Origin of the sequence: Streptomyces sp. NBC_00503 (assembly GCF_036346895.1) — a bacterium.
In the GTDB taxonomy this organism is placed as follows: Bacteria; Actinomycetota; Actinomycetes; order Streptomycetales; family Streptomycetaceae; genus Streptomyces.
Map to the genome: position 1 here is coordinate 3,129,536 of NZ_CP107855.1, position 15,565 is coordinate 3,145,100.

Genomic DNA, 15,565 nt, shown 5'->3' on the forward strand with positions numbered 1-15,565 from the left:
GGGGGTGCTCCGTTCAGGACCGGGCCCGCTGGCCGCGCCGGGTCAGCCAGAGCACGCCGGCGGCGCCGGAGAGCAGGACGGTGGCTCCGAGGGTGCCCAGCGCGATGGCGGAGTCCTCGGGGCCGGTCTGCGGGAGGGTGGCTCCGCCGCTGCCGCCACCGGTGGTGGTGGACGCGGCTTCGCCGCCGGGGGCCGTCACGTCGAGTTCGAGGGAGGGCCCCGGGCTGTTGCCGGGCGTGCAGGTGGTGGTGGTGCCCATCGCCTTGATGGTGAGGACACCGGCGGTGAGGGTGACCTTGCCCGACTTCTTGGGCGTGTAGGTGCCCGAGAGGTCGCTGATCTTGATGGGCGTATTGGCCGGCAGGGCCTCGGAGTTGGGCGCACCGGAGACCGGTACGGACACCTTTTCGGCCCCGCCCACCAGGATCACGGCACTCGGGGTCATCGCACCCTTGCCGAGTTCCACGGGGCTGGAGGAGACGCCCTTCTGGAAGGACATCGTGAGCTTGTAGCCGTTTCCTTCCTTGACGGCCTTGATGTCGATGGGCGAGACCGCCGACTTCGGGCCGATGGGGGTCTCGCAGTTGTAGTTCACGTCGACCACCGCTGCTTGCGCGGTGGGGGCGGCGAGCAGTACCGCCGTTCCCGCCAGCGCGGAGGCCAGCGCTAGCGCGGTGGAGCGTTTCCGGTCGGACACCTTCGTCTTCCCCTCGAACCATGGCCACAAGTTACTGACGGCACATCAGATTGGTGGCTCAAGGTACGCCGGGGGCCTTACGGAGGGAAGACAAAGGACGGCGCCGGATCAACGGCCCCGAGGCCGCTCCGACGCCGTCCCGATTCAGGCTGTTTCAGGCCACCTTGCGGCCCTTCTGCCAGACCCCGGAGACCAGCGGAACGCCCGGCCGGTACGCGAGGTGGACATGGCTGGGGGCGTCGAGCAGCGCCAGGTCCGCGCGGGCGCCGGGAGTGACGATCCCGATGTCGCTACGGCGCAGGGCGCGGGCGCCGCCGGCGGTGGCGGACCACAGGGCCTCGTCCGGGGTCATCCCCATGTCGCGCACGGCCAGCGCGATGCAGAACGGCATGGAACTCGTGTAGGAGGAGCCCGGGTTGCAGTCCGTGGACAGTGCGACGGTGGCGCCCGCGGCGATCAGGCGGCGGGCGTCGGGCCACTGGGCGCGGGTGGAGAACTCGGCGCCGGGCAGCAGGGTGGCGACGGTGGTGGCCGAGGCCTGGCCCAGCGCGTCCACGTCGGCGTCCGTGAGGTGCGTGCAGTGGTCGGCGGAGGCGGCTTCGAGCTCGACGGCGAGCTGGACGCCGGGGCCGTGGGAGAGCTGGTTGGCGTGGATGCGCGGGATGAGCCCGGCGGCCGCGCCGGCGGTCAGGATGGCGCGCGCCTGGTCGCCGTCGAAGGCGCCCTTCTCGCAGAAGACGTCCACCCAGCGGGCGTACGGGGCGCAGGCGGTCAGCATCTCGCCGGTGACGAGCTCCACGTAGGCGGCCGGGTCCCCGGCGTAGTCCGGGGAGACGATGTGCGCGCCGAGGTAGGTGACCTCTTCGGTGTGCGCGGCGGCGATCCGCAGCGCGCGGGCCTCGTCGGCGACGGTGAGCCCGTAGCCGGACTTGGTCTCGAAGGTGGTGGTGCCCTGGCGGCGGGCCTCGTCGAGGTGGCGCAGCAGATTGGCTTCGAGCTCGGCGTCGGAGGCGGCGCGGGTGGCGGCGACCGTGGTGCGGATGCCTCCGGCGGAGTAACTGCGGCCGGACATGCGGGCGTTGAACTCGGCGGTGCGGTCGCCCGCGAAGACGAGGTGGGAGTGGGAGTCGACGAAGCCGGGGATGACGGCGCGGCCGGTCGCGTCGTACGCGGTGTCGGCGGCCGGAGCGGCGTCGGCGGGGCCGACCCAGGCGATGGTCTCGCCGTCGATGACCACGGCGGCGTCGGCGATGAGGCCGAGGGGGCTGCCGTCGCCGAGGGCGGGGTCGTTGGTGACGAGGCTGCCGATGTTGGTGATGACGGTGGTGGTCATGGTTCCCTTCGGGGTTCCTTTCCCGGCGTCAGCCGCGAAGGGCTGCGATGGACTCGGCCAGGGCCGACGGCACGTCGCCGACGAGGGCGTGGACGCCGTCGCGGACGATGTGGCGGCCGCCGACCACGGTGTGGCGGATGTCCGAGGCGGTCGCGGCGAACACGGCCGTCTCCGCGCCGAGCCGGGGCAGCGGTCCGGCCGTCCGTACGGAGTCCAGGGCGATCGTGGTGAAGTCCGCGAGCGCGCCCGCCTCCAGGCGGCCCGCGTCGGACCACCCGAGCGCGGCGTGGCCCTCGGCCGTGGCGGCCGTGAGCAGGGCGTTCGCCGTCCAGTGGCCCCGGGTCCGGCTGCTGAGGCGCTCGTTCAGCTCCATGGCGCGGGCCTCTTCGAGCAGGTCGATCACGGCGTGGCTGTCGCTGCCGAGCGAGAGCGGGCTGCCCGCGCGCTGGAGGCGTACGGCCGGGCCGATGCCGTCGGCGAGGTCGCGTTCGGTGGTGGGGCACATGCAGGTGCCGGTGGTGCTGTCGCCGAGGAGCGCGATGTCGGTGTCGGTGAGGTGCGTGTTGTGCACGCCGGTGGTGCGCGGGCCCAGGACGCCGTGGTCGGCGAGCAGCTGCGTCGGGGTGCGGCCGTGGGCCGCCAGGCAGGCCTCGTTCTCGGCGGTCTGCTCCGAGAGGTGGACGTGCAGCGGGGCCCGGCGCTCCTGGGCCCAGCGGGCCACGGTGGCGAGCTGTCCGGCCGGTACGGCGCGGACCGAGTGGATCGCGGCGCCGATCAGGGCGTGTTCGCGGGGCTTGAGGGCGCTGACCCGCTGAGCCCAGGCGTCCGCCGTCCCGTCGGAGAAGCGGAGCTGGTGGGGGTCGGGGGCCTTCCCGAAGCCCGCCGAGAGGTACGCGGTGTCCAGGAGCGTGATCCGGATGCCGGCCTCGGCGGCGGCTTCGATCAGCGCCTCGCCCATGGCGTTGGGGTCGGCGTAGGGGGTTCCGCCGGGGGCGTGGTGGACGTAGTGGAACTCGCCGACGGCCGTGATCCCGGCCAGTGCCATTTCCGCGTAGACGGCGCGGGCCAGCGCGAAGTAGCGGTCGGGGGTGAGGTTCTGGGCGACCTGGTACATGAACTCGCGCCAGGTCCAGAAGGTGCCCGAGCCCACCTGGACCAGGGAGCGCAGGGCTCGGTGGAAGGCGTGGCTGTGCGCGTTGGCAAGGCCGGGGACCGTCAGTCCGCGCAGGACCTCCGCGCCCGGGGGCGGGGCCTCGGCCCCGGTCCTCAGGGCGGCGATCCGGCCGTCCTTCTCCACGTCCAGGGCGACGCCCGGCTCGACATGGGTGCCGAGCCAGGCGTGCTCCAGCCAGTACGTCTTCAGCGGCACGCGAGGCCTTCCAGTACGTCGGCGAGGGCGAGGACTCCTGCCACGCAGTCGTCCTCGGCGGCGAACTCCCGCGGGGAGTGGGAGACGCCGGTGGGGTTGCGCACGAACAGCATGGCCGTCGGGACGGCCGCGGAGAGGATTCCCGCGTCGTGTCCGGCGCCGGTGCCCAGGACCGGGACGGCCCCGCCCAGGATCCGGTTCATCTCGTCGCGCAGGGCGTGCTCGAACTCGACGACCGGGGTGAAGGACTCCCGGACGATGTCCAGGTCGATCCCGTCCCGGTCGGCGCTCTCGCGGGCGGCCTTCTCGATGGCGGTCACGACCGTGTCGAGGGTTGCCTGGTCGGCGGCGCGGGAGTCGAGCCAGCCGCGCACCAGCGAGGGGATGGCGTTGACCCCGTTGGGCTCGACGGAGATCTTCCCGAAGGTGGCCACGGCTCCGGCGAGGGCCGCCTCGGCGCGGGCCGCGAGCACGGTCTGCGCGTAGGTGATCATCGGGTCGCGGCGGTCCACCAGGCGGGTGGTGCCGGCGTGGTTGGCCTCGCCGTGGAAGTCGAAGCGCCAGCGGCCGTGCGGCCAGATCGCGGAGGCGATGCCGACCCGGTCCCCTGAGAGGTCGAGGGCGCGGCCCTGTTCCACGTGCAGTTCGACGAAGGCGCCGATGCGGGCCAGGCGTTCGGGATCGGCCCCGATGGTGGCGGGGTCGTACCCGGCGGCCTCCATGGCCTCGGGCAGCCGGACGCCGTCCGCGTCGCGGAGCTCGTACGCCTTCTCCTTGGTCAGCTGCCCGGCGGCCAGCCGGGAGCCGACGCAGGCCAGCCCGAAGCGGGCCCCTTCCTCGTCGCCGAAGTTGGTGATGGCCAGGGGCCTGGAGAACTCCACTCCCCTCCCGCGGAGTTCATCCAGCGCCGCGAAGGAGGACACCACCCCGAGGGGGCCGTCGAAGGCCCCGCCGTCGGGGACGGAGTCCAGGTGGGAGCCGGTGACCACGGCGTCACCGGCGAGGGGGTCGCCGAGCCAGGCCCACTGGTTGCCGTTGCGGTCGACCTCGTACGCGAGCCCGCGCGCCTCGGCCTGCGCCTGGAACCAGGTCCGGCAGTCGGCGTCGGCGCCGGTCCACGCGTAGCGGCGGTAGCCGCCGCTGCCCTGGTCCCGGCCGATGGGCCGGAGCTCGGCCCACATCTGGTGGAACGAGGCTCCGGCGGCGGCTTCCTGGGTCACGCCTGGTCGCCTTCGCGCATCGGGATGCGGACGCCGCGCTCGTCGGCCACGGACTCCGCGATGTCGTAGCCCGCGTCGACGTGGCGGATGACGCCCATGCCCGGGTCGTTGGTCAGCACGCGGCGGATCTTCTCGCCCGCGAGCTTGGTGCCGTCGGCGACGGTGACCTGGCCGGCGTGGATCGAGCGGCCCATGCCGACGCCGCCGCCGTGGTGGATGGAGACCCAGGAGGCACCGGAGGCCACGTTGACCATGGCGTTGAGCAGCGGCCAGTCGGCGATCGCGTCGGAGCCGTCGAGCATGGCCTCGGTCTCGCGGTACGGGGAGGCCACCGAGCCGCAGTCGAGGTGGTCGCGGCCGATGACCAGGGGCGCGGCGAGGGTGCCGTCGGCGACCATCTCGTTGAAGCGCTCACCGGCCTTGTCGCGCTCGCCGTAGCCCAGCCAGCAGATGCGTGCGGGCAGGCCCTGGAAGTGGACGCGCTCGCCGGCCATCTTGATCCAGCGGTGCAGGGACTCGTTCTCGGGGAAGAGCTCCAGCATCGCCTTGTCGGTCTTGTGGATGTCCGAGGCCTCGCCGGACAGCGCCGCCCAGCGGAAGGGGCCCTTGCCCTCGCAGAAGAGGGGGCGGATGTAGGCGGGGACGAAGCCGGGGAAGGCGAACGCGCGCTCGTAGCCCGCGAGCTGGGCCTCGCCGCGGATGGAGTTGCCGTAGTCGAAGACCTCGGCGCCCGCGTCCATGAAGCCGACCATGGCCTCGACGTGCGTGGCCATCGACTCGCGGGCGCGGGTGGTGAACCCGGCCGGGTCCTTGGCCGCGTAGTCGGCCATGTCGTCGAAGTCCACGCCGACCGGCAGGTAGGCCAGCGGGTCGTGGGCGGAGGTCTGGTCGGTGACGATGTCGATCGGGGCGCCCTCGGCCAGCATCTGCGGGAGCAGGTCGGCGGCGTTGCCGAGGAGGCCGATGGAGAGCGGCTTGCGGGCGTCGCGGGCCTCGACGGCGAGCTGCAGCGCGTGGCGCAGGTCGTTCGCCTTGACGTCGAGGTAGCGGTGCTCGATGCGGCGGTCGATGGCGCGCGGGTCGACGTCGATGCAGATCGCGACGCCGTCGTTCATCGTCACGGCCAGCGGCTGGGCGCCGCCCATGCCGCCGAGGCCGGCGGTGAGGGTGATGGTCCCGGCCAGGGTCCCGTTGAACTTCTTCGCCGCGACGGCCGCGAAGGTCTCGTAGGTGCCCTGGAGGATTCCCTGGGTGCCGATGTAGATCCACGAACCGGCCGTCATCTGGCCGTACATGGTCAGGCCCAGGTTCTCCAGACGGCGGAACTCCTCCCAGTTGGCCCAGTCGCCCACCAGGTTGGAGTTGGCGAGCAGCACGCGCGGCGCCCACTCGTGCGTCTGCATCACGCCGACCGGACGGCCGGACTGGACGAGCATCGTCTCGTCCTGCTTCAGCGTCTGCAGGGTGCGCACCATCGCGTCGTACGAGCGCCAGTCGCGGGCCGCCTTGCCGGTGCCGCCGTAGACGACGAGCTTGTCAGGGTGCTCGGCGACCTCGGGGTCGAGGTTGTTCTGCAGCATCCGCAGCGCGGCCTCCTGCTGCCATCCCAGGGTGCTCAGGTCGGTACCTCGTGCGGCACGTACGGGGCGGGGTCCTGACATGGCGGTGCCTCCTCCGGTGTTGGTCAATCCATTCACAGTTTCACTCCCTGAATAGATTCAGTCAACAGCTGCGGCCCGCCGCGCCGGGTGATGGGATGAAGAACATGGCCGACGCCCCGCGTACGCACACCACCGAATCGACCTCCTCGACACCGGCCGCGCGACGGAACCTGGCCGTCGAGGCCGCCGTGGCGCAGGGCCTGATCGGGCCCGACCCGGGCCGGGATCCGGACCCCTCCCTCGTCTGCCTGCTGGACACCGCCGGCATCCGCGCCTCCGCCGCCGCCCTGACGGACGCCTTCGCCGCCGCCGTCGCACCCGGCACCCCGGTCCTGCACGCCTTCGCCGTCAAAGCCGCCCCGCTCGTCCCCGTCCTGCGACTGCTCGACGACGCGGGCATCGGCTGCGAGGTCGCCAGCGCCGGCGAGCTGGCCCTGGCCCGCGCGGCCGGGGTCGCACCCGAACGCACCGTCCTCGACTCCCCCGCCAAGACCCCCGCCGAACTGCGCGAAGCCCTCGCCCTCGGCATCGCCGTCAACGCGGACAACCGCCAGGAGCTGCACCGCCTCGACGCCCTGGTCGCCGCGGCCCCGACCCGCTCCCCCCTCGGGATCCGGATCAACCCGCAGACCGGCGCCGGCGCCATCGACGCCCTCTCCACCGCCACGGCCACCTCGAAGTTCGGAGTCGCCCTGCGCGATCCGGGCGCCCGCGCATGGCTCCTACGGGCCTTCGCGGACCGGCCGTGGCTCACCCGGCTGCACATCCACTCGGGCTCCCAGGGCGTGCCCCTCGCCCTGATCGCCGAAGGCGTACGGGAGCTGCACGCCCTGGCCGAGGAGATCAACGCGGCGGCCGGCCGCAGGCAGGTGGACACCCTGGACATCGGCGGCGGCCTGCCGGTCAACTTCGGATCGGACGAGACCACGCCTACCTACGCGGACTACGTGGACGCGCTGCGCTCCGCCGCCCCCGGGCTCTTCTCGGGCACGTACGGGCTGGTCACGGAGTTCGGGCGGTCCCTGGTGGCCAAGCACGGGCTGGTGCTGTCGCTCGTGGAGTACACCAAGACCACCGGCGGCCGCGCGATCGCCCTGACCCACGCCGGGGTCCAGCTGGCCACCCGAACGGTCTACGCCCCGGCGGCCTGGCCGCTGCGGATCCTGCCCTACGACGCCAAGGGCGCCCCCCTGACGGGACCGCCGGTCCCCCAGGACATCGCCGGCCCCGCCTGCTTCGCGGGCGACCTCCTGGCCACCGCGCGGGAGCTCCCGCTGCTGTCCCCCGGAGACCTGATCGCCATCCCCGACACGGGTGCGTACGCCTTCACGGCGCACTACGGCTACAACAGCCTGCCGCGGCCGGCGATCTACGGGTTCACGGTGGCGGAGCCGGGCTTCGTCCGCTTCGCATTGGTGCGGGCCGAGCAGTCGCTCGCGGCGATCGCCGCCGAGGCGGGTGCGGCCGTGCCGGACGCCCTGCTCTGACCCCAGGGCGCGGTGGCTGCCTGCCGCTGCGCGGGGCATGTCCCCTACCCGCCCTTCCACCGTTCCCCGGGCGCTGCCCGGACCCGGTCCTCAAACGCCGGACGGGCTGGAAACATCCAGCGTCGCCGCAAGGGCTGGGGACAGGCCTGCCACCACCTCGTCCGGGGTCAGGGAGGTGACGCCCGGGAGGCGCAGCAGGTAGCGGGTCAGTGCCAGGCCCAGTAGCTGCGCCGAGACCAGGCCCGCCACCCGCCGCGCCCGTTCCGGGCCCAGTGCCGCGCCCAGCGCGGGGGCGACCTGGGTCGTGAAGACCTCCCGCATCCGCTGCGCCGCCGCTTCGTTGGTCACCGCGGAGCGCAGCAGTACGAGCAGGGCGTCATCCGCCGGGTCGCCCTCCCAGCGGTCCACGAAGTGCCGTAGGACCACTGCCGCCAGTTCCTGCGGCGGGACCGCCGACAGGTCCGGCAGCCGCAGGTCCACCGCCAGTGCGGCGTCGAAGAGCTTCTCCTTGTTCCCGAAGTACCGCATCACCATCGACGGGTCGATCGCCGCGTCCGCCGCGACCGCGCGGATGGTCGTCCGTTCGTACCCGTGCGCGGCGAACCGGTCCCGCGCGGCCCGCAGGATCGCCGCCTTGGTCTGCGCGCCCCGGCCCTCCGCCTCTTGAGCCTCTTGAGCCTCTTGCATCATGCCGACAAAGGTAGGCCAACACCTGTGGGCCCACAACCGTTGACACCCCGGTGCCGACCGCCGCACCATTGAGTCAACGGTTGTTGGCCAACGCTCGTTGGCATCCCGCAGGAGGCCCAGAATGCCCGGAACGCTCCCCGCCACCACCCACGTCGCGATCATCGGCGCCGGTCCCACCGGCCTCGCCCTCGCCGTGACCCTCGCCGGGGCCGGCATCGACTTCGTGCTCCTCGACCGGCAGGCCGAGGGCGCCAACACCTCCCGCGCCGCCGTGGTCCACGCCCGCACCCTGGAGGTCCTCGACGAGATCGACCCGACCGGGTCCCTGAGCGCCGAGCTGGTCGGCCGCGGCATCCCCGTCACCCGGTTCCGGATGCGCGACGGCGCCCGGCCCCTCGCCACCATCACCTTCGACGACCTGCCCACGGCCCACGCATACGCCCTGATGGTCCCCCAGGACCGGACCGAGGCCGTGCTCCTGGAGCGCCTGCGCGCCCTCGGCGGCGAGGTCCACCGCCCGTACGAGGTCACCGGCGTCCACCAGGACGAGGACGGCGCGGGGGTCACCCTCACCACCGCCACCGGCGAGACCCTGCGCGCCGCCTACGCCGTCGGCGCGGACGGCATGCACAGCACGGTCCGCGAGGCCGCCGGGATCGGGTTCACCGGCAGTGCCTACGGGGAGTCCTTCGTCCTCGCCGACGTGGTGATGGACTGGGCCCCGGGACCCCGCGAGGTCTCCCTCGTCTTCGCCGCGGCCGGTGTCACCGTGGTCGCCCCGCTGCCCGGGGAAGCATCCGCCGCCGCCGGGACCCCGGGAGCGGGGCGCTACCGGGTCGTCGCCACCGTCTCCGACGCCCCCGCCGAGCCCGACCTCGCCTTCGTCCAGGCCCTGCTGGACGCCCGCGCCCCCGGCCAGGCCACCGTCACCGGACTGGTCTGGTCCTCGCGGTTCCGCATCCACCACCGGGTCGCCGACCGCTACCGCTCGGGCCGCCTGCTGCTCGCCGGAGACGCCGCGCACGTGCACAGCCCGGCCGGCGGCCAGGGCATGAACACCGGCATCCAGGACGGCCACGCCCTCGGCCGCGCCCTCGCCCGTACCCTCGCCTCCGGGAATCCCGGCGACCTCGACGCGTACGGGGCCACCCGCCGGCCCGTCGCCCTGCGCGTGGTGGCGCTGACCGACCGGATGACCCGTGTCGCCCACCTGCGCAACCCGGCCCTGCGCGCCGTGCGCAACATCCTGCTCCCGCTCTTCGCCCGCGTCCCGGCGCTCCGCAAGCGCCTCGCCACCGAGCTGGCCGAGCTCAACTACCGGTGAGGGGCGATCGGGGCCGCTACTCCACGAACAGGCCCCGCGCCGCGGCCCTCGCGTCGAAGGCCTCCAGCCGGGCCTGCGCGTCCGGCAGCGCGTCGGCCATCGCCTCCAGCAGCACCCGCCCCAGCAGCATCGGTGCGCACGCGGTGTCGAAGGCCAGCCCGGTCCCCACCGGCGCCGGGATCAGCAGGTCCGAATGCCTGGCCACCGGGGCGAAGGCCGAATCGGCCACCGTCACCACGGTCAGCCCGGCCGCCCGCCCGTGGTCCAGCGCCTCCGCGACCTCCTTGGGGTGGCGGGGCAGCGCGAAGCACAGCAGGGCCGAGGCTCCGGCGGCGCGGGCCGCGTCGATCCGGTCGGCGAGCATCGAGCCGCCCTCGTCGAGCAGCCGGACGTCCGGATGGACCTTCGCAGCGAAGTACGCGAACCCGCGCGCCTGCGAGGACGCCGCCCGCAGCCCCAGTACGGGCAGCGGGCTGGACGCGGCGAGCAGCCGCCCGGCCTCCTGGACCGGCGCCGGGTCGGCGAGCATCGCCGACAGCTGCCGCAGGTTCTCGATCTCGCCCTGGACGGCCTGCTGGTACTCGTTGTACGCGTCCTCGGGCCCGCCCCCGGCCCGCCCCGCGGGGGCCACCTCCCGCAGGTGCTTGCGCAGCGCGGGGTAGCCGTCGAAGCCCAGGGCCACCGCGAACCGGGTCACCGACGGCTGGCTCACACCGGCCAGCTCGGCGAGCTCCACGCTCGACAGGAACGGCACCTCCGCGGCCCCGCGCACCATGCAGTGCGCGATGCGCCGCTGGGTCGGCGTCAGCCGGTGCCCCTCGAACAGCTTCTGCAGCCGCGCTGCAGGGCTCTCACTCATCCCGTTCCCCTCCGTCCCGTACGTCCCCGGTCAGATATTCAGTCACGGAGCACTTTGCATGCGCTTATGCAGGACGGCAACCCGCGCCCGCGATCCGAGACCCCGGGGGCGCCCCTCCGGGCCGAGATCAAATCGCTTGACCGGCCGTCGTGCGCGGCCATAGTTCAAAGGAGCCGGCGGGGGCGGTGCGCACGAGGTCCCGTTCGGTCAACAGCCCACCATTCCGACCGAATTGGCTGCCCCCATGGTCTCGTCCGTCTCCGCTCCGCCCGCCCCCCGCACCCACCTGTGGACCAGGAACTTCGGCCTCTACTTCACCGCCCGCATCGTGTCGATGGCGGGAGACACGATGATGCCCGTCGCCATGGCCGTCGCGATGCTCTCGCTCGGCTACGGGGTGAGCGGCCTCGGGTACGTGCTCGGCACGTGGATGGGGGCCTTCGCGCTCTTCGTCGTCTTCGGCGGGGTGTTCGCGGACCGGTTCCACCCCAAGCCGCAGATGATCGGCGCGGACGCGGCCCGCTTCCTGATCCAGGGCTCGTTCGCCGTGTACCTCTGGCTCGGCCACCCCTCCCTGTGGTTCGTCATCGGCGGCTCGGCGCTCGGCGGGATCGCGACCGCGATGTTCCAGCCCGGGGTCAACGGCCTGGTCCCCCAGGTCGCCGCCGATCCGCAGAAGGCCAACGGGGTGCTGCGGGTCAGCGAGGGGATGTCCACGATGGCCGGGCCGGCGCTCGCCGGAATCCTCGTCTCGGTCACCTCGACGGCCTGGGTGTTCGCGGTCGACGCGGCCACCTTCGCGGTCAGCGGGCTGTGCCTGCTGGCGCTGCGGCTGCCGCCCTTCGAGGTGGACCGGTCGGCCTCCACGCTCGAGAACCTGCGGACCGGCTGGGTGGAGTTCCGCTCCCGGTCCTGGCTGTGGGCGGTCATCCTGATCTGGTGGGTGCTCGGGGTGTTCGTGTGGGGCCCGATCACCCCGCTCGGCGCGGCCTCCGTCATCGGCGAGCACGGCAAGGCGGCCTTCGGGTACGCGGAGGGCGCGTTCGGGGCCGGCTGCATGCTCGGCGGGCTGGTCGCGATCCGGCTCCGGCCGGCCCGGCCGCTGTTCGGCGGCGGGATCGCGATGTGCCTCTTCCCGATGATGCCCCTGGCGGCGGCGCTGGTGCCCTCGCTGCCGGTGCTCATGCTCATGTACGCGGTGAGCGGCCTGGGCTGGGCGTTCTGGGGGGTGCAGTGGGCCACCACCGTGCAGACACAGATACCCGAGGACCGGCTGAACCGGGTGACCGCGTACGAGATCGCCGGCTCGATCCTCGCCGTCCCCCTCGGCCAGGTCCTCGCGGGGCCCGCGGCGCAGCTGTTCGGCCTCCACCGCTTCCTGCTGGCCGGTTCGGTGATCGGCCTCGGCTGCGCGCTCGCGCTGCTCCTGGTCCGCCCCGTGCGCGGCCTGCGGCGGGCGGAGCGGCCGACCGGCGAGCCTGTTGACCTGCCGACCGGCTGACCGGCTGACCGGCCGGGACGAATACGGGGGCTAGCCCCAGTGCCCGTACGGGGTGACGGTTCCTACCGTGGAGGCATGGAGTCCCAGGAGTTGAAGAAGGAACTCGCCGCCACCTTGGACGCCCGGCGTGAGCTGGGGCCCGAGTACGAGGCCGCGCTGGTCGATTCGTTCGTCGAGAAGGTCGACACCCAGGTCCGGCGGCGGCTGGCGGAGGACCGGCTGGCCGCGGCCCGCGGTCCCCGGCGCCCGGAGGAATCCCCGGCGGGCAACTTCGGGGAGCGCTTCGGGTTCGCGATCGTCACGCTGGTGCTGGCGATCCCGCTCTCGGCGATCGGCGCGGCCCAGGCCCACCTGCCCGGCCTGATCGTGGCCTGGCTCGGCATCGTGGGCGTCAACTTCGTCCACGCGTCGAAGTCCCTGCGGCGGCGCGGGCCGGACCCGCAGGACTGAGTCGCGGGCCGGACCCGCGGAGGTTTTGGCGCGGGGACCGCCGCACCCCGGTTGCCCGGGGGCGGGACGACGGCGGTCCCCGCGAGGGACACGGGCCGGGTCAGGGCCGTCCGCGCGTCCGTGGCGTCCACGCGGTCCGGGAGCCGCTCCGGAGGTACGTCGACGCCGTTCGTGGCGCCGGCCGGGTCCCGGTTCCCCGGGCTTCCCTGCCGACAACCACCACTGTGCCCCAGCCGTGTTAAGCCGGTGCTGCCGCGACGTGACGGGCCCGTACCGTTTGTGCGTCGGCCAGGGCCTCGCGGCCAGGGCGTCGGCCGAGGCACGGGCCCCCGTACCGCTTCGCGCTACTTCGCGGACTTCGCGAGGAACGCCAGCAGGTCCTGACGGCTCACCACACCCGTCGGCTTGCCTTCGACCAGCACGATCGCCGCGTCGGCCTCGCCGAGGACCGCCATCAGCTCGGAGACCGGCTCACCGGATCCGACCTGCGGGAGCGGCGCGGACATGTGCTTCTCCAGCGGGTCGCCGAGGGAGGCGCGCTGGGCGAACAGCGCCGCCAGCAGCTCCTTCTCGACCACCGAGCCGATGACCTCGGCCGCCATCACGTCGGGGTGGCCGGCGCCCGGCTTGACGATCGGCATCTGCGAGACGCCGTACTCGCGCAGCACCTCGATGGCCTCGCCGACGGTCTCCTCGGGGTGCATGTGGACGAGGGAGGGGATGCCGCCCTCCTTGTCCGCCAGCACGTCCCGGATGCGGGCCGACGGTCCGGCGTCCTCCAGGAAACCGTGTCCGGCCATCCACTCGTCGTTGAAGATCTTGCTGATGTAGCCGCGCCCGCTGTCCGGGAGCAGGACGACGACCACGTCGTCCGGGCCGAGGCCCTCCGCCGCGCGCAGCGCCGCGACGACCGCCATGCCGCAGGAACCGCCGACGAGGAGGCCCTCCTCCTTGGCGAGGCGGCGGGTCATCTGGAAGGAGTCCTTGTCGGACACCGCGATGATCTCGTCCGTGACGTTGCGGTCGTAGGCGGTCGGCCAGAAGTCCTCGCCGACGCCCTCGACGAGGTACGGGCGGCCCGAGCCGCCGGAGTAGACCGAGCCCTCGGGGTCGGCGCCGATGACCTTGACCTTGCCGCCGGACACCTCCTTGAGGTACCCGCCGGTGCCGGAGATCGTGCCGCCCGTGCCGACACCGGCCACGAAGTGGGTGATCTTCCCGTCCGTCTGCTCCCACAGCTCGGGACCGGTGGTCTCGTAGTGGGAACGCGGGTTGTTCGGGTTGCTGTACTGGTCGGGCTTCCAGGCGCCGGGCGTCTCGCGCACGAGGCGGTCGGAGACGTTGTAGTACGAGTCCGGGTGGTCGGGATCGACGGCCGTCGGGCAGACCACTACGTCGGCACCGTAGGCCCGCATGACGTTGATCTTGTCAGCGGACACCTTGTCGGGGCAGACGAAGATGCAGTGGTAACCCTTCTGCTGCGCCACGATGGCGAGTCCTACACCCGTGTTGCCGCTCGTCGGCTCCACGATGGTCCCGCCGGGCTTGAGTGCTCCGCTCTGCTCGGCGGCTTCGATCATCCTGACGGCGATCCGGTCCTTCACGGATCCGCCGGGATTGAAGTACTCGACCTTTGCAAGGACGGTGGCCTGCAGGCCTTCGGTCACACGGTTGAGCTTCACCAGCGGGGTGTTGCCGACGAGGCTGATCATCGAGTCGTGGAATTGCACCATGTTCTCCAAGGAGGGGACTCCACGGGTTCTCCGGGAGGCTCGGCCAGAGTATGCGGAAAGGGATTGGCCGACCTTGCGTACGGGGCAGGAAGGTCAACAGGACCGGGTGCCGAGGAGGTGGCCTGAGGGTGTCTAGGGCGAGGACGGCCCGCCGGATCGCGGCGGGCGCGGCGTACGGCGGTGGCGGGCTCGGGCTCGTCGGGGTCGCCGCGGTGGGTCTGGTCGTGGCGGAGGTGCAGTTCGCGAAGCGGACGGTCGGCACCGGGCTGCCGGATCCGCCGCGCGCGGACGGGCTGTACGGGGGCGAGTTCGGCGGTCCCGAGATGAGTCCGGGACCGCTGCGGCTCGGCATGCTGGGCGATTCCACGGCCGCCGGGCTGGGCGTGCGGCGGGCGAGACAGACTCCGGGCGCGCTGCTGGCCTCGGGGCTGGCCGCGGTGGCCGAGCGGCCGGTGGAGCTGCGCAACGTGGCCCTGTCCGGCGCCATGTCCGACGACCTGGACCGGCAGGTGGGGCTGCTGCTCGACGGCGACGGGCCGGCCCCCGACGTGTGCGTGATCATCATCGGCGCCAACGACGTGACCCGGCGGATGCCCCCGACCCAGTCGGTGCGGCTGCTGACCTCGGCCGTCCGCCGGCTGCGGCTCGCGGGCTCCGAGGTCGTGGTCGGCACCTGTCCGGACCTCGGCACCATCGAGCCGGTCTACCAGCCGCTGCGGTGGCTGGCCCGCCGCGTCTCGCGCCAGCTGGCCGCCGCCCAGACGATCGGAGTGCTCGCGCTGGGCGCCCGTACCGTCTCGATGGGCGACCTGATGGGCGCGGAGTTCGCGGCGAACCCGCGCGAGATGTTCGGACCGGACTCCTACCACCCGTCGGCGGAGGGGTATGCGACCGCCGCGATGGCCGTGCTGCCCACCCTGTGCGCGGCGCTGGGCGTCTGGCCCGAGTCGGACCGCCTGGACGTGTCGCGCAACGAGGACATGCTCCCGGTGGCCAAGGCCGCCTCGGCGGCCGCGGGACTGGCCGGTACGGAGGTCACGGCGGCCCGCGGGCCCTGGGTCCTGCTCAAGTACCGGCGCAGGCGGCAGGTGCCGGGCGAGGACCTCGCGGAGCGCGGCGGGCAGCGGGCGGGGCACGGGGCGCAGACTGGAGGGGCGGGCGGGGCGGCCGGGGGCGAGGCCAGAGCGACCGGAGCGACCGGAGTCACATCGCAAGGGCAGTGACCTCGACGGTACGGGGCG

At 73.1% G+C, this 15,565-nt stretch carries 13 protein-coding genes; 5 read left to right on the forward strand and 8 right to left on the reverse strand.

Features of this window, described 5'->3' with window-relative positions:
• Positions 1–13: 13 nt before the first annotated feature.
• The 5 genes from OG490_RS14530 to hutU all read right to left on the reverse strand — a co-directional run bounded on the left by OG490_RS14530 (position 14) and on the right by hutU (position 6,280).
• Complete coding sequence (locus tag OG490_RS14530) at positions 14–697, reverse strand: LPXTG cell wall anchor domain-containing protein (protein ID WP_330296705.1); 684 nt, start codon at positions 695–697, stop codon at positions 14–16.
• 154 nt (positions 698–851) lie between these two features.
• Positions 852–2,030 carry an imidazolonepropionase gene (hutI, locus tag OG490_RS14535; RefSeq protein ID WP_330296706.1) on the reverse strand — a complete coding sequence of 393 codons (1,179 nt, stop codon included), beginning with the start codon at positions 2,028–2,030 and terminating at the stop codon, positions 852–854.
• A 28-nt stretch (positions 2,031–2,058) separates the two neighbouring features.
• On the reverse strand, positions 2,059–3,399 hold the full coding sequence (locus OG490_RS14540; protein WP_330296707.1) for a formimidoylglutamate deiminase: 1,341 nt from the start codon (positions 3,397–3,399) through the stop codon (positions 2,059–2,061).
• Positions 3,390–4,580, reverse strand: coding sequence for an allantoate amidohydrolase (locus OG490_RS14545; protein ID WP_330300925.1), 1,191 nt, complete (start codon positions 4,578–4,580; stop codon positions 3,390–3,392). Before OG490_RS14545 ends, OG490_RS14540 begins: the two co-directional genes overlap by 10 nt.
• Before the next feature lie 35 nt (positions 4,581–4,615).
• Positions 4,616–6,280, reverse strand: a complete 1,665-nt coding sequence (gene hutU, locus OG490_RS14550; protein WP_330296708.1) for a urocanate hydratase — start codon at positions 6,278–6,280, stop codon at positions 4,616–4,618.
• A 104-nt stretch (positions 6,281–6,384) separates the two neighbouring features.
• Here hutU and OG490_RS14555 point away from each other — a divergent pair, with 104 nt between their 5' ends.
• A complete protein-coding gene (locus OG490_RS14555; RefSeq protein ID WP_330300926.1) occupies positions 6,385–7,767 on the forward strand; it encodes a diaminopimelate decarboxylase in 1,383 nt (460 codons plus the stop codon).
• Between the two features lie 90 nt (positions 7,768–7,857).
• Here OG490_RS14555 and OG490_RS14560 read toward each other — a convergent pair whose 3' ends face one another.
• On the reverse strand, positions 7,858–8,454 hold the full coding sequence (locus OG490_RS14560) for a TetR/AcrR family transcriptional regulator (RefSeq protein WP_443065953.1): 597 nt from the start codon (positions 8,452–8,454) through the stop codon (positions 7,858–7,860).
• Between the two features lie 124 nt (positions 8,455–8,578).
• Here OG490_RS14560 and OG490_RS14565 point away from each other — a divergent pair, with 124 nt between their 5' ends.
• Positions 8,579–9,781, forward strand: a complete 1,203-nt coding sequence (locus OG490_RS14565; protein ID WP_330296710.1) for an FAD-dependent oxidoreductase — start codon at positions 8,579–8,581, stop codon at positions 9,779–9,781.
• A 16-nt stretch (positions 9,782–9,797) separates the two neighbouring features.
• Here OG490_RS14565 and OG490_RS14570 read toward each other — a convergent pair whose 3' ends face one another.
• Positions 9,798–10,640 carry a MurR/RpiR family transcriptional regulator gene (locus OG490_RS14570; protein ID WP_330296711.1) on the reverse strand — a complete coding sequence of 281 codons (843 nt, stop codon included), beginning with the start codon at positions 10,638–10,640 and terminating at the stop codon, positions 9,798–9,800.
• A gap of 244 nt (positions 10,641–10,884) precedes the next feature.
• Here OG490_RS14570 and OG490_RS14575 point away from each other — a divergent pair, with 244 nt between their 5' ends.
• Together OG490_RS14575 and OG490_RS14580 are read left to right on the forward strand one after the other, a co-directional pair.
• Positions 10,885–12,141 (forward strand): MFS transporter, encoded by a 1,257-nt coding sequence (locus OG490_RS14575; protein WP_330296712.1) that lies wholly within the window; start codon positions 10,885–10,887, stop codon positions 12,139–12,141.
• A 75-nt stretch (positions 12,142–12,216) separates the two neighbouring features.
• The gene (locus OG490_RS14580; protein WP_330296713.1) at positions 12,217–12,591 is read left to right on the forward strand and encodes a hypothetical protein; all 375 of its coding nucleotides are present in this window, start codon (positions 12,217–12,219) and stop codon (positions 12,589–12,591) included.
• 344 nt (positions 12,592–12,935) lie between these two features.
• On the opposite strand, the gene OG490_RS14585 is transcribed toward OG490_RS14580, so the two are convergent.
• Positions 12,936–14,321, reverse strand: coding sequence for a cystathionine beta-synthase (locus tag OG490_RS14585; protein ID WP_330300927.1), 1,386 nt, complete (start codon positions 14,319–14,321; stop codon positions 12,936–12,938).
• Between the two features lie 131 nt (positions 14,322–14,452).
• On the opposite strand from OG490_RS14585, the gene OG490_RS14590 reads away from it, so the two are divergent.
• Positions 14,453–15,547 (forward strand): SGNH/GDSL hydrolase family protein, encoded by a 1,095-nt coding sequence (locus OG490_RS14590; RefSeq protein WP_330296714.1) that lies wholly within the window; start codon positions 14,453–14,455, stop codon positions 15,545–15,547.
• Positions 15,548–15,565 lie beyond the last annotated feature (18 nt).